Annotated in this window: 14 protein-coding genes and 1 riboswitch; of the genes, 7 read left to right on the top strand and 7 right to left on the bottom strand. The window is 69.5% G+C overall.

What is annotated here, in order from left to right:
- Position 1: 1 nt before the first annotated feature.
- Positions 2–2,251 (bottom strand): helicase-associated domain-containing protein, encoded by a 2,250-nt coding sequence (locus AC5Y5E_RS13660; protein WP_499903520.1) that lies wholly within the window; start codon positions 2,249–2,251, stop codon positions 2–4.
- A gap of 105 nt (positions 2,252–2,356) precedes the next feature.
- Between AC5Y5E_RS13660 and AC5Y5E_RS13655 the strand changes: the two genes are divergently transcribed.
- From AC5Y5E_RS13655 to AC5Y5E_RS13640, 4 genes are read left to right on the top strand one after another with little or no spacing between them, the layout of a single operon-like run.
- The gene (locus AC5Y5E_RS13655; protein ID WP_173817347.1) at positions 2,357–2,557 is read left to right on the top strand and encodes a hypothetical protein; all 201 of its coding nucleotides are present in this window, start codon (positions 2,357–2,359) and stop codon (positions 2,555–2,557) included.
- A gap of 3 nt (positions 2,558–2,560) precedes the next feature.
- Positions 2,561–3,061 carry a cyclic pyranopterin monophosphate synthase MoaC gene (gene moaC / locus AC5Y5E_RS13650; RefSeq protein ID WP_499903519.1) on the top strand — a complete coding sequence of 167 codons (501 nt, stop codon included), beginning with the start codon at positions 2,561–2,563 and terminating at the stop codon, positions 3,059–3,061.
- Complete coding sequence (locus tag AC5Y5E_RS13645; protein WP_499903518.1) at positions 3,061–3,543, top strand: MogA/MoaB family molybdenum cofactor biosynthesis protein; 483 nt, start codon at positions 3,061–3,063, stop codon at positions 3,541–3,543. The genes moaC and AC5Y5E_RS13645 overlap by 1 nt, the downstream gene beginning before the upstream one ends.
- On the top strand, positions 3,540–3,965 hold the full coding sequence (locus tag AC5Y5E_RS13640; protein ID WP_499882924.1) for a molybdenum cofactor biosynthesis protein MoaE: 426 nt from the start codon (positions 3,540–3,542) through the stop codon (positions 3,963–3,965). The genes AC5Y5E_RS13645 and AC5Y5E_RS13640 overlap by 4 nt, the downstream gene beginning before the upstream one ends.
- 37 nt (positions 3,966–4,002) lie before the next feature.
- Here AC5Y5E_RS13640 and AC5Y5E_RS13635 read toward each other — a convergent pair whose 3' ends face one another.
- The 3 genes from AC5Y5E_RS13635 to moaA all read right to left on the bottom strand — a co-directional run bounded on the left by AC5Y5E_RS13635 (position 4,003) and on the right by moaA (position 6,593).
- Positions 4,003–4,800 carry a transglycosylase family protein gene (locus tag AC5Y5E_RS13635; protein WP_499903517.1) on the bottom strand — a complete coding sequence of 266 codons (798 nt, stop codon included), beginning with the start codon at positions 4,798–4,800 and terminating at the stop codon, positions 4,003–4,005.
- Positions 4,801–4,811: 11 nt separating this feature from the next.
- Positions 4,812–5,021: riboswitch (cyclic di-AMP (ydaO/yuaA leader) on the bottom strand.
- Positions 5,022–5,230: 209 nt separating this feature from the next.
- Positions 5,231–5,521 carry a MoaD/ThiS family protein gene (locus tag AC5Y5E_RS13630; protein ID WP_499903516.1) on the bottom strand — a complete coding sequence of 97 codons (291 nt, stop codon included), beginning with the start codon at positions 5,519–5,521 and terminating at the stop codon, positions 5,231–5,233.
- The gene (moaA, locus tag AC5Y5E_RS13625; protein WP_499903515.1) at positions 5,514–6,593 is read right to left on the bottom strand and encodes a GTP 3',8-cyclase MoaA; all 1,080 of its coding nucleotides are present in this window, start codon (positions 6,591–6,593) and stop codon (positions 5,514–5,516) included. Before moaA ends, AC5Y5E_RS13630 begins: the two co-directional genes overlap by 8 nt.
- Before the next feature lie 263 nt (positions 6,594–6,856).
- Here moaA and AC5Y5E_RS13620 point away from each other — a divergent pair, with 263 nt between their 5' ends.
- From AC5Y5E_RS13620 to AC5Y5E_RS13610, 3 genes are all read left to right on the top strand, one after another.
- Complete coding sequence (locus AC5Y5E_RS13620; RefSeq protein WP_499903514.1) at positions 6,857–7,267, top strand: cold-shock protein; 411 nt, start codon at positions 6,857–6,859, stop codon at positions 7,265–7,267.
- Between the two features lie 133 nt (positions 7,268–7,400).
- Positions 7,401–9,362 (top strand): acyl-CoA dehydrogenase family protein, encoded by a 1,962-nt coding sequence (locus AC5Y5E_RS13615; RefSeq protein WP_499903513.1) that lies wholly within the window; start codon positions 7,401–7,403, stop codon positions 9,360–9,362.
- A gap of 32 nt (positions 9,363–9,394) precedes the next feature.
- Entirely contained in the window at positions 9,395–10,399 is a 1,005-nt protein-coding gene (locus AC5Y5E_RS13610) for a glutathione S-transferase family protein (protein ID WP_499903512.1), read from the top strand.
- A 71-nt stretch (positions 10,400–10,470) separates the two neighbouring features.
- Here AC5Y5E_RS13610 and AC5Y5E_RS13605 read toward each other — a convergent pair whose 3' ends face one another.
- The 3 genes from AC5Y5E_RS13605 to AC5Y5E_RS13595 all read right to left on the bottom strand — a co-directional run bounded on the left by AC5Y5E_RS13605 (position 10,471) and on the right by AC5Y5E_RS13595 (position 13,598).
- Positions 10,471–11,337: an endonuclease domain-containing protein gene (locus AC5Y5E_RS13605; protein ID WP_499903923.1), complete on the bottom strand. Its 867-nt coding sequence runs from the start codon at positions 11,335–11,337 to the stop codon at positions 10,471–10,473.
- A gap of 99 nt (positions 11,338–11,436) precedes the next feature.
- Positions 11,437–11,937, bottom strand: coding sequence for a DUF2771 domain-containing protein (locus AC5Y5E_RS13600; RefSeq protein WP_499903511.1), 501 nt, complete (start codon positions 11,935–11,937; stop codon positions 11,437–11,439).
- On the bottom strand, positions 11,934–13,598 hold the full coding sequence (locus AC5Y5E_RS13595) for an MFS transporter (RefSeq protein ID WP_499903922.1): 1,665 nt from the start codon (positions 13,596–13,598) through the stop codon (positions 11,934–11,936). Before AC5Y5E_RS13595 ends, AC5Y5E_RS13600 begins: the two co-directional genes overlap by 4 nt.
- Between the last annotated feature and the right edge of the window lie 98 nt (positions 13,599–13,696).

Genomic DNA, 13,696 nt, shown 5'->3' with positions numbered 1-13,696 from the left:
TTCAGTCGTCCCCCGACACCACTGACGTGATGCGGTGGATGGCGAAGTCACGCAGGCGCCCGGACGCCGAATCGAACGCCACCAGCTGCCCGCCCCGCACGGAGATCGGCGACACAACCCGCTGGGTCGCCACGCCGGCGGCGTCGAGGTAGCCGATCACCAGCGTGTCCTGGTCCCTGGCCGCGCGCTGCAACATCGACATAGTGACGGCGGGGTCGACGCGGATATTCCCGAACGGCGCTGCGGTCACCTTGCGCAGCACCGAGACGACGGCGTTCAGCGTCTCGCCGCTGGGGCGCGGCGCGGGCCGGTAGGGCCGGCGCTGCTGCGGGGTGGGCACCCTGGCCCCGCGGGGCCGGACGTCGACGATCGAACCGGAGGAGTCCTCGGCGGCCGGGGCGAAACCCGCGTGGCGCAGCCTGACGAGCACCTCGGCGATCGGCGCCGGCGACACCGCCACCGTCGGCGCCAGCGCGCGCAACTGCAGGTCCTCCGCGGCCGCCACCGCCTGCGCCAGCAGCACCGGGTCCTCGCACCGCACGAACGACGCGGCCATGCCGATCCGGAGCTGGCCATGGCGACGGGCGACGTCGTCGATGAGGTATGTGAGCCCTTGCGGCACCGGGGTTTTGGAGTGCTTGGTGAACAGCTCATGCATCCAGTCACGAGTCTTGCCGATGTCGAGGGCGTGCCGGATGGACTGCTCGCTGATGCGGTACACCATCGCCGTGCCGGCCGATTCGACGGTGGCGACGGCGGCCAGATCCTCGGCGAGTTCGCGTCGCAGGGGGCCCGGCACCACGACGGTGAGGTCGGCCTGCAGCAGGAAGTGGTCGATGGGGGCGGGCATCGCCCGCGTCATCGCGTGCACGGCGGCCTCCGGATCGCCGCCGTCGTCCAGCAGCGCTCGCCCGGGAGTGCTGATCGCCCCGCGACCGACCAGACCCAGCGCATGGCATTCGGCCAGCAGATCGGAGACGGGTTGCGGCTGCAGCCGCCTGGACCAGCGGGGGCGCCGCCAGATCAACGCCGCCGAGGCGGTGACGGCATCGACACCCGCCCCGGGCGCCAGCCCGGACAGCATGCCCAGCAGCAGTCGGCGGTCCAGCGGTGCGGCCGTCGAGTACAGCGAATCGGTCAGGGCGCCATAGGGTTTGGCGTCAGGACCCCGGGTGCCGATCAACGCCGGGCGGCCGGGCAGATCAAGCCAGGTGCCGGCCAGCAGGTGCCAACGCTCGGCCGAGGACATCGCGGCGAACCGCTCAATCGCCGCCGTCGGCGCCCAATACGGTCCCTCACCCTCGACGGGTTCCGGGTCGGGCATGCCGCTGGCGATCAATCCGGCCGCGGCGGCGATTTCGAGGATCAGGCCCAGCCGTGTCTCGTCGATGCCGGTCGTCTTGGCCAGCCGCTTGAGGTCGCGAATCCCCAGCCCGCCGCTGCGCAGCTCGGAAACCGGTGCGGCGCCCAGGGTTTGAAGCAGCACGTCGAACTCGCGGAGCAGATCGATGACGGCTCCCGCCGCCACCGCATCCACGTCGTCGGCGGTGGTGACCGACACCACCGGGTCGGGGGCCGTCAGCTGCATGGGACCGGGGTCCTCGCCCCGCAGCACCTGCCCGACGTGCCGGGGCAGGATCACGGTCTCGGCATCGATGCGCCGCAGCAGGCCCAGCGCCAGCAGCTGCGGCACCGGCCGATCCGCCGGGGCGCCGGGAGCGGCGTCGCGGGTGCGGCCCATCGGCGAACCCTCGAGCAGTTTGTTCAGCACATCGAGCTGGGATGGGTCGAGACCGTCGATCAGGCCGGCGATTTCCTCGCCCGTGCGGGAGCTGTCCTCGAGCGTGACCTGCCCCGGGTGCCACGGCAAAGCCGTGCCGGCATCGGCGGCCACCCGGATCGCGGCGTCGCCCCAGACCAGCGCGCGCTGCCGCAGGTCGTCCAGCGCGCCGAGCACGTCGGCCTCGGGGGCGCGGTCAGCGATGAGCGCGAGCAGCTTGGCGACCTGCACCGGGGCGGAATCGGCCTGCAGCACCAGCAGCGCGTCGAGCACCGCCAGCCGCAGGAAGTCGAGGTCGTCGGTGGCCGCCTTGACCGACTGGCGCGCCTGGGCGCGCGCGGCCAGCGCCGCGATGCTGCCAGGCGGGGGCTGGGCGAGGTCCGGCCGTAGTTCCAGCAGTCGGATCAGCCGCTCGTCGGGCAAGTCGGCCAGCCAGGACCCCAGCGGGATGTCCGGGGTGTTGTCGGTCATTGCTGACCAGCGTAAAGCAGTCTTCCCGACCGGTCCGTACGCAAAGCCCACGGTCAGCCCGGGCTTGCGCCACGGGCGCGGGCGCGACCTGTCAGAATGGACCCCGTGGCTGACTCTGCTGAAGGCAAGGCGCGCAAGACCAACTACGTCGACAACGGCTGGCCGACGACGGACCCGGATGACCACGCCGTGAGCGAACTGGTCAGTGATCGGACGGGTGCGCTGTCGCCCTTCGGTGAGCTGGTCTTCCCGTTGCCCGCGACCGACCTGCCCTACGTCCACCCGGTCACGGTCGTCAACCGCTAACCGATGGCTAGGGCCCCAGAGGCCGCCAAGGCCTCGGCAGGCACGCTCTCGCACCTGGACGAGCGGGGTGCGGCGCACATGGTCGACGTCACGGAAAAGAGCGCCACCCGGCGCACCGCCGTCGCGGCGGGTGCGTTGCGCACCTCGCCGGAGGTGGTCGCGCTCGTCTCGACCGGCGGCCTGCCCAAGGGGGACGCGCTGGCCACCGCGCGGGTGGCCGGAATCCTGGCGGCAAAGCGCACCAGCGACCTGATCCCCCTGTGTCATCAGCTCGCGCTCACCGGGGTCGACGTCGACTTCGCCGTCGGCGATTCGGACATCGAGATCACCGCGACCGTGCGCAGCACGGACCGCACGGGCGTGGAGATGGAGGCGCTGACCGCCGTCAGCGTGGCCGGGCTCACGCTGTACGACATGATCAAAGCCGTCGACCCGGCCGCTCGCCTCGATGACATTCGGGTGCTGCGCAAGCAGGGCGGCAAAACCGGAAACTGGGAGCGGTGATGGGCGAGCGATCCGCACGAATAATTATCGCGTCGACCCGTGCGTCGTCCGGCGTGTACGACGACCGAAGCGGGCCGATCATTGCGGAATGGCTTGAACAGCATGGGTTTTCGCCCGTGCAGCCCGAGGTGGTGGCCGACGGGGAGCCCGTGGGCCAGGCGCTGCGTGGGGCGCTCGACGCCGACGTCGACCTGATCATCACCTCGGGTGGCACCGGCATCTCGCCCAGCGACGCCACCCCGGACCAGACCGTGGCCGTGCTGGACTACATGATCCCCGGGCTGGCCGACGCGATCCGCCGCTCCGGGCTGCCTAAGGTGCCGACGTCGGTGCTGTCGCGCGGCGTCTGCGGTGTGGCGGGCCGCACGCTGATCGTGAATCTGCCGGGATCACCCGGCGGGGTGCGCGACGGGCTCGGCGTGCTTGCCGACGTGCTCGATCACGCGCTCGACCAACTCGCCGGCGGAGATCACCAGGGATGACCCGCGTTCTGCGCGCCGCCATGACCGAAGAGCCGATCGTTTTGGCGGAGCACGAAGAGCTGGTGGGCCATCAGTCGGCCGGGGCGGTCGTCGGATTCGTCGGCATGATCCGCGACCACGACGGCGGCCGGCGGGTGGTGCGGTTGGAGTACTCCGCGCACCCCTCGGCCGAGCAGGTCCTGGCCCAAGTCGTCGGCGAGGTCGCCGAGTCGTCCAGCGGGGTCCGCGCGATCGCGGCCAGCCACCGCATCGGCGCGCTGCACATCGGCGAGGCGGCGCTGGTGGCCGCGGTGGCCGCCGACCATCGGCAGGCGGCCTTCGACACCTGCGCCCGGCTGGTGGACACCATCAAGGCACGGTTACCGGTGTGGAAGCACCAGTTCTTCGACGATGGAACCGAAGAATGGGTGGGCTCCGCCTAAAGACGTGCGCACTGCGCGCTTGAGATAAGTGGAGGCGTCAGCCGGCCTGCGGCGGCTGCGCCAGGGCATCCAGCGCGTCGTTCCCGTGGATGTCCGCACTCTGGATCGCGTCCCAGAGTTTTCGGGTGTAGCCCACGGTCGAAGCGTGCTGCGGTTCGGCCGGCGCATCCGCGGGAGGCGCGGGCGGCAGGGCATCCGCGGGAGGCGCGGGCGGCAGGGCGTCCGCGGGAGGCGCGGGCGGCAGGGCGTCCGCGGGAGGCGCGGGCGGCACCATGTCCGGCGCAGGTTGCCCGGCCGCCGTCAGCGTCACCGGCGGGGCCGGGTCGGCGGGCGGCGGGGGAGGCGGCGGCGGGGCGTCCGGTGGCGGAGCGTCCGCCGGCGGTGGCGCCAGCGGCGGCAGGCCGTTGAGCCCGGGCGCGTCCAGCGGGGCGTCCATACCCACGGGAGCGGGCGCGGGAACCTCGCGCGGAGTGGGGCCCGAGAGCGGACCGCCGCAGACCGGCCAGGCGCCCCGGCCCTGGGTCGCGAGCACGCGCTCGGCGACCGCGATCTGCTGTTCCTTGGTTGCCATCTCGGCCGACGGGGCGAATTCGCCGCCGCCGTGCGCGGCCCAGGTGCTCGAACTGAACTGGACACCGCCGTGATAGCCGTTGCCCGTGTTGATGCCCCAGTTGCCGCCGGACTCGCAACGGGCTACCTGATCCCATTCGCCGTCGGTGGCCGCGGCGGCCTGGGCGGCCATGGCGATGCTGCCGCCACCAAGAACTGCCCCCGTGAAGGCGATCTTGGCGACGCTGATGCTGGATGTTGTGGGCTTGCGGTGACGTCCACTCATACGCGCCGAAATATTCCTCTCGTGTGACGCGCCTACGAGGTCAGCTGTCGGGTTCGGGTTGGAGAGGCCACCCGGCCGCCGCCGTACTCCGCATGGGAGCCGGCGTCGGCTTCACCCCAAGGAGTCGCAAGCGACTCCAGTCCGATCACGGTGGACCGGTGGGTCCCCCGCCTCCATCCGCTTCGGTCACCCCCGCCCATTGGATGGAGCTCGGCGCGATAGGCGGGGTGGAACGCCGTTCGGTAGATTGACGAACCGTCGGTGACGCTAGCGGGTTCTGTTCGTCCCGTCACGTCTTGTGAAACCCGGCGTTTCCCTCACGGCCATGTCCGAAAAGCCCAGGAACACTAGGGATTCCCGCTGGTCATTCGACCGATATCGGAGCGTGATTTCACCGTTATCGTTCCGTTACGTGAGGTATCTCACAATTTCAGCCGCCGGCGAAAGGCGGCAGAACGTCGATCGTGTCACCGGTGCGTAACGGCGTGGTTTCGTCGCGCACGGCGATGCCGTCGCACAGGTAGGAGCATCGGTCCAACACGGTCGCGAGGCGAGATCCACGAACGGCGAGCCGCTCCACCAATTCGGCCACCGTGGTGCCCGGGTGCACCACCAAGGCCTCCGATTCGGCACCGGCCGCGGCGCGCGCGGCGGCGAAGTAGCGGACCGTCACCTGGATTCCCTCCCCGTCGGCCGGGGCCTGACCCGTCGGGCTAGCCACCGATCGCGCTCATCGGGCGGGCGGGCTGGATGAAGTCGGGATCGTTGATGCCATGGCCGGCGGGCTTGCGCCACATCGCGGCGCGCCACGCCGCCTCGATCGCGTCGTCGTCGGCCCCACCGCGCAGCAGTCCCCGAAGGTCGGTCTCCTCGGCCGAGAAGAGGCAGCTGCGGACCTGGCCGTCGGCGGTGAGGCGGGTGCGGTCGCAGGTCGAGCAGAAGGCGTGCGACACCGACGCGATGACTCCGAACTTCGCGCTCGGAGTGCCCGAGCCAGTGTCGACCAGCCAGAGCTCCGCCGGAGCCGAACCGCGGGGCGCCGGGTCCGGGCGCAACCGGAAGTGCGTGCGCAGCACCCCCAGCACGTCGTCCGCCGTCAGTGCGGCGCCACGGCGCCATTGATGTCCGGCGTCCAGCGGCATCTGCTCGATGACCCGCAACTGATAGCCGTGCTCGAGGCAGAACCGCAGCAGGCCGACGACGTCGTCACGCCCGGTCGCGGGATCGAGCACGGCGTTGACCTTGACCGGAGTCAGGCCCGCCGCGTTGGCGGCCGCCAGGCCCTCGAGGACGTCGTCGAGCCGGTCCCGGCGGGTGATGGCCGCGAAGTGGTCGCGGTCCACGCTGTCCATCGACACGTTGACCCGATCCAGGCCGGCCTCGGCGAGAGCGGCGGCGCGGCGCGCCAGCCCAACACCGTTGGTGGTCAACGAGATCTCGGGGCGGGGCTGCAGACCGGCCGCCGCGGCGATCACCTCTTCGAGATGGCGGGACAGCAGGGGTTCCCCACCGGTGAACCGCACGCTGGTGATGCCCAGCCGGGTGACGGCGATATGCATCAGCCTGGCCAGCTCGTCGGGGCTCAGCAATTGTTCGCCGGGCAGCCAGTCCAGCCCCTCGGCCGGCATGCAGTAGCTGCACCGCAGATTGCAACGATCGGTCAGCGACACCCGCAGGTCGGTCGCGGCGCGCCCGTAGGTGTCCAGCAGCGGGCCGCTGCCGGGAAAGTTCTGGGCGTCGGGGTCGCCCGCGCGGCCTCGCACAGTCGGTAAGCCCAATGCGGTCAGCGTCATGCGGCCACCGGCACGAATCGGGTCGGCGAGGCGGACGGGTTCACGGCGGCCGTCCACAGGCCACCGAATGCGAGCCAGATGACGTTCGGGATCAGGCGCATATCTCCTCCAGCGGTACCGCCCAGACTACCGAGTAGCGCTTAACGGGGGTGCTCGTCGGGCGGGCATCCGAGTAGGATCAGAATCCAACATGCGTCCTGCGCAGGCGGGACGCTTCTTGCGTTACCCATCCTAGTGATCCGTCAGACAAGCAGGTGAGACCAGTGCCGACCGGCAAGGTTAAGTGGTACGACGCCGAAAAGGGGTTTGGCTTTCTGTCACAGGAGGACGGGGAGGACGTCTACGTCCGCTCGTCGGCGTTGCCCGAAGGGGTCGAGGGGCTCAAGTCGGGGCAGCGGGTGGAATTCGGCGTCGCCTCCGGCCGGCGCGGTCCGCAGGCGTTGAGCCTCAAGCTGATCGATCCCCCGCCCAGCCTTGCCAAGACGCGTCGCGAGGCCACGCCGGTCGAACACAAGCACAGCCCCGACGAGCTGCACGGGATGGTCGAGGACATGATCACCCTGCTGGAAGGCGCCGTGCAGCCCGAGTTGCGCAAGGGGCGATACCCGGACCGCAAGACCGCCCGTCGGGTCTCCGAGGTGGTCAAGGCGGTGGCCAGGGAGCTCGACTCCTAACCGCGCGATTGCTCGCGACGAACCGGTGCGCCGGGAAGCTACTCGGTGGTAACTTCGACATTCGTAGGTCGTGATATTCCGCCCACCAGCGGGTACTCCGGCCTCGATGTGAGTCGTTAGCGAGGAGGCGGCGATGGCACAGCAAGCGCAGGTCACCGAGGAGCAAGCGAGGGCCCTCGCCGAGGAATCCCGCGAAAGCGGTTGGGAAAAACCGTCATTCGCCAAGGAGCTCTTTCTCGGTCACTTTCCGTTGGAGCTGATCCACCCGTTCCCCAAGCCGTCCGACGACGACAAGGCGCGCACCCGCGCCTTTCTCGGCAAGGTGCGCGAGTTCCTCGACACCGTCGACGGCAGCGTCATCGAGCGGGACTCGGTAATCCCCGACGAATACGTGAAGGGCCTGGCCGCGCTGGGCTGCTTCGGCATGAAGATACCCACCGAATATGGCGGCCTGGGCATGTCGCAGGTGGCCTACAACCGGGCGCTGGTGATGATCTCGTCGGTTCATCCCAGCCTCGGCGCGCTGCTGTCGGCCCACCAGTCGATCGGGGTACCCGAGCCGCTCAAACTCGCCGGGACGCCCGAACAGAAGCGGAAGTTCTTGCCACGCTGCGCCGCCGGCGCCATATCGGCGTTCCTGCTCACCGAACCGGACGTGGGCTCGGATCCGGCGCGCCTGGCGTCGACGGCGACACCGGTCGAGGACGGCAAGGCGTACGAACTCGAGGGCGTGAAGTTGTGGACCACCAACGGCGTGGTCGCCGAACTGCTGGTGGTGATGGCCCGGGTGCCCAAGAGTGAGGGGCACCGCGGCGGAATCAGCGCCTTCGTCGTCGAGGCCGATTCGCCCGGGATCACCGTGGAGCGGCGCAACAAGTTCATGGGACTGCGCGGCATCGAGAACGGCGTCACCCGGCTGCACCGGGTGCGGGTGCCCGCCGAAAACCTGGTCGGCCGGGAAGGCGACGGTCTGAAGATCGCGCTGACCACGCTCAACGCCGGGCGGCTGTCGATTCCCGCGAGCGCGACGGGGTCGTCGAAGTGGGCGCTGAAGATAGTCCGCGAATGGTCGGGGGAGCGCGTGCAGTGGGGTAAGCCGCTCGCCAAACACGAAGCGGTCGCGAGCAAGATCTCCTTCATCGCCGCCACCACTTACGCGCTTGACGCGGTGCTGGAGCTGTCCGCTCAGATGGCCGACGAAGGCCGCAACGACATCAGGATCGAGGCGGCGCTGGCCAAGTTGTGGTCCAGCGAGATGGCCTGCCTGATCGCCGACGAACTCCTGCAGATCCGCGGTGGGCGGGGCTACGAGACCGCCGAGTCGCTGGCCGCGCGCGGGGAGCGCGCGGTGCCGGCCGAGCAGGTGGTGCGCGACCTGCGGATCAACCGCATCTTCGAGGGATCCAGCGAGATCATGCGGCTGCTCATCGCGCGCGAGGCGGTCGACGCCCACCTGACCGCGGCCGGTGACCTCGCCAAGCCCGACACGGGTTTGCGGCAGAAGGCGGCCGCGGCCGTCGGCGCCAGCGGGTTCTACGCAAAGTGGTTGCCGCAGTTGGTATTCGGCGAGGGACAGCGGCCCCGGGCATACAGCGAGTTCGGCACGCTGGCGTCGCACCTGCGGTACGTCGAACGCTCCACCCGCAAGCTGGCCCGCAACACCTTCTACGGGATGGCGCGCTGGCAGGCCAAACTCGAGCAGCGGCAGGGATTTCTCGGGCGCATCGTCGACATCGGGGCGGAACTGTTCGCGATGTCCGCGGCGTGCGTGCGCGCCGAGGGGCAACGCGCGGCGGACCCGGCCGTCGGCCGGCAGGCATACGAGCTCGCCGACACGTTCTGCCAGCAAGCGACCCTGCGGGTCGAGGCCCTGTTCCAGGCGTTGTGGGCCAACACCGACAGCAGCGACGTCCGGCTGACCCACGACGTGCTGGACGGCCGGTTCACCTGGCTCGAGGACGGGATCGTCGATCAGTCCGAGGGCACCGGGCCGTGGATCGCGCACTGGGAGCCGGCCGAATCGACCGAGACCAACCTGGCCCGCCGGTTCCTGACGGGCGCGCAGGCCGACGTGATGGGCGGAATCGCCGATTAGTTGAGGCCGGGCGAAGGGGCAGAATTGGCGTCATGGCCTCTTACGTCGCCCCCGCGGGCGAATTCACCCGGGACACCAACTACATCAACACGCGCATCACCGCCGACGGGCGCGACGGCTACCCGGTAGAGCCCGGCCGGTATCGGCTCATCGTGGCCCGCGCCTGCCCGTGGGCCAACCGCGCGATCATCGTCCGGCGGCTACTAGGCCTGGAAGGCGCTCTCTCCATTGGGTTTTGCGGCCCCACCCACGACGAGCGCAGCTGGACCTTCGACCTGGACCCCGGCGGCGTCGACCCGGTGCTGAAGATCCCGCGGCTGCAGGATGCCTACTTCAAACGCTTCCCCGACTACCCCAAGGGCATCACGGTCCCGGCGATCGTCGACGTCCCGACCGGTGCGGTCGTCACCAACGACTTCGCGCAGATGACGCTGGATCTCTCCACCGAGTGGACGGCTTACCACCGCGAGGGCGCGCCGCAGCTATACCCGGAGCCGCTGCGCGCCGAGATCGACGAGGTGAGTAAGAGGATCTACACCGAGATCAACAACGGCGTCTACCGCTGTGGCTTCGCCGGCTCACAGCAGGCCTACGAGGCGGCCTACGACCGGCTGTTCACCGCGCTGGATTGGGTGAGCGATCGCCTTGCCAACCAGCGATACCTGGTGGGCGACACCATCACCGAGGCCGACGTGCGGCTGTTCACCACGTTGGCCCGCTTCGACCCGGTCTATCAGGGACACTTCAAGTGCAACCGATCCAAGCTCAGCGAAATGCCGGTGCTGTGGGCCTACGCGCGCGACCTGTTCCAGACTCCGGGCTTCGGCGACACCGTCGACTTCGTCCAGATCAAGCAGCACTACTACATCGTGCACGCCGACATCAACCCGACGCGCATCGTGCCCAAGGGCCCGGACCTGGCCGGCTGGCTGGCACCACATAGCCGGGAAACCTTGGGCGGCAGGCCTTTCGGGAATGGAACGCCCCCGGGGCCGCCGGTCGACGGCGAGCGGGTGCCGGCCGGCCACGGAGCGTAATCGTTTCTGCCGAGCGTCGAGTTGTTGCGCGAAACTGCGGAGTTTTCGCGCAACAACTCGACGCTCGGCGGTCATAGTGGGCAACCGGCCGCCAACAGCGCACTTCGGGTGCGTGCAACCACGACGTGGGGTCGGTATCGGAGCAGGTCGGTGCTGACCCGGATGATCGCCCAGCCGCGTGCTTCGAGTTCCGCCACTCGATCGATATCCCAGGTGCGGCGCACGGGATCAGTCCAATGTCGTGCGCCGTCGAATTCGACGCCGACCTTCCACTCCTCCCACCCCATGTCGATCCGTGCCAGCACCGCACCCCATTCGTTGAGCACCACGATCTGGGTCTGGGGTCGCGGCAAACCGCCGCCGACGAGGACCAGGCGGGTCCTAGTCTCCTGCGGTGACTCCGAGCCGCCGTCGGCCAGATGCAGAACCTGCCGCAACTGGACCAACCCGCGCGCACCTCGATGGCGGTCGGCGAGCAGCTCGATGTCAGCCGCCTTCAGCTCGGTCGCACGCATGAGTGCATCGAGCCGAATCACCGCCGTAGTCAAGCCCTTTCGCCTGCCCAGGTCGAATGCCGTGCGGGCGGGCGTGGTCATGCGCATCTCGTCGCGCACACATGTTTCGTCGTCGCCGAGGGTGTCGCTGTGCAAAATGATGCCGCGCGCCTTATCGCGGCTGGGCCGGTTCAGCTCGGCTGGCAGCCAGTTGTCGATCCATTCGCTGCGGTGCAACGCCGCGGCGGACAGACCTGCCACCGTCGCGGTCCGTCCAGACCACAGCCACGCGGCCACTGCCCTCGTCACGGGCGTCAACTTCTGGCCGCGAGGGATGTAGACGTCGCGATGAACCATCTCGAAATCGGTCCGCAACCGATGCCGGGTGATGACGCCGGCGGCGAGAGCGTCGGTGCCCTTAAACGGCCAGTCCAGGATTTCCATGCGCACACGGCGCCGGTCCACACTGACACGTTCGGCCCAACGTCGAGTTGTGGTGCGAAATCTGCCCGCTTCGGCGCAACAAGTCGACGCTCGGCCGCGTTAAGTCAGTCGCACTGACCATTCCGCGTGCGGGACGGCGCGAACGGTGGCGATGTCGTTGAGTTGGCCGTCGTCGACCACCAACGTCAGCAGTTGCACGACGATCCCGGTCAGCTTCCCGCGTTGCGGGTCCACCGCCGGGATGGTGACCGCCAGACGCGCGCCCGGCCGAAACACGGTCGCGGTCGTGTTGGCGGGATCCTCATACACCTGAAGCAGCCGCCAGGGTGCTCGTGCGATGGCGTCGGGTACCGAAAGTTGCACCGGGTAATGCTCATTGAGCGGCAGCTCGCCCTGGGTCTGCGGCGTCTGGCAGTTGTTGAGGTTGAGCACATCGCAGTACAGGTAGGGCCCCACCCGGATCAGGTGCCCGTGCGAGTAGGCGCTGATCTCGGGTTGCTGCGGGCCGGTGCGGCGCACCAGCAGCCACGTTGCGACCCCCGCCCCGACGCACGCCAGTGCCACCACGACCGCGACGAGCGCGGCCACGCCGCGTTTCACTCCGGCACCGCCGCCGGCCTACCGGCGCCCCGGCGCATCCCCTCCTGCTCGACCATGACGGGCCGGTTGCCTCCCAGGCCGGGGATCAGCGAGTCGCCGCGGAAGCTGACCAGGGTCTGGGCCAGGCCGAGGATGAGCAGGGCGCTGACCGCGGTGAAGCCGACCCACAATTCGGTGTACACCAGGACGCCGAGCGCCCCACCCAGCACCCAGGCCAGCTGCAGGGTCGATTCCGATCGCCCGAATCCCGACGCCCGCGACTCCTCGGGCAGATCGTGTTGCAGCGAGGCGTCGAGCGAGGCCTTCGCGATGGCGCTGGAGCCCGACGTGATCAGGGTCGCGATCACCGTCACCATCAGGGTTCCCGCCACGGCGGCCGCCAGGGCGACGGAGCACACCGCCACAGCGCAGCGCACCACCAGCACGGCAGGCCGGCCCAGCCGCAGGCGCGCGCTGGTGAAGTTTCCGGCGAAGTTGCCGATCGCGGCCGCGGCCCCGATCATGCCCAACATCGCCAGCTGGGCCCATCCGTTGGCCTGATGCGCCTTGGCGACGAACGCCGGGTACAAGAACAGGAAGCCGACCATCACCTTGATGGTGCAGTTACCCCACAGCGAGGTGATGATGTTGCGTCCCAGCGGTTGTCGAAGCGTTCCCCCGACCCTTTTGACCTCGTCGGGCCATCGGCGCGGTTGGTCCCTGTCGCGCCGGTAGCTCAGGGTGGCCGGGACTTCACCCGCGGTCACCTCGACCCAGCGCGGGATCCGCATCGACAGGAAAGCGCCCGCGATCGTGACCGCGACAACGACGAACAACGCGCCGGGGAGCTTGAAGAGGTGGGTGCAGACGAACTCGACGCCGCCCGCGATGGCACCGCCGGCGATGGTGCCGCCGAGGAGGCCGAACACGGTCAGCCTGGAATTGACCCGTACCAGGTCGATGGACGGCGGCATCACCCTGGGCGTCACCGCACTGCGCAGCACGCTGAACGACTTCGACAGCACCATCATCGCCAGCGCGCACGGATAGAGCACCATCGACGGGAAGCTGCCGGTGGCACCGTCGTAGTTCATGATCAGCAGTACCGCCAGCAGGGTGCGCAGCGCGAACGACAGCGCCAGCGCGACGCGCCGGCCGTGCTGCAGGCGGTCCAGCGCCGGGCCGATCAGCGGCGCGATCACCGCGAACGGCGCGATCGTAATCAGCAGGTACAGAGCCACTTTGGACTTGCTCTCCCCGCTCGCCGCGGCGAAGAACAGGGTGTTGGCCAGCGCGACCGCCATCGCCGAGTCGACCGCGAAGTTGGCGACCACCGGCCACGTCAGCGCGGTCAGGCCCGACTTGTCGGCGCCGTCGGCGGTGGCGGCCCGCTGCACCATCCAGTACATGCGGGACCCCATTTCGCGGCTGCGCATCGCGGCCGCGCGGGTAACGGTGATGCGTTCGCTGGCGGCGGCAGTCCGTGGGGGCGGACCGCTGGTGCGGTCCGGTTCGGACTGCTCGCCCAGCGGTGGGAGGTAGCGGTTCGCGCTCGGCATTGGCGGCGGCCGACGCGACCGGCGATCGTCGGAGCCGCCGGCCGGGTAGTTGGCCATGCCGGGATGCTGGGTGGCCGACCTCTTGGCGTCGGGACGGGGCCGGCGGCCCGGGTTCGAGGCCACCCGGCTCCGGGGATCACGCCGCCGTCCAGACACAGGTCAATTCTGTCCTATGCGGGCAGGCAACAGGGCGTGGCTCGCCAACCTAGTATGGAGACGCA

It is taken from the genome of Mycobacterium sp. NGS54 (assembly GCF_059812465.1).
Note: the sequence above shows the minus strand (reverse complement) of the source record. Positions and strands in the feature narration are given on the sequence as shown.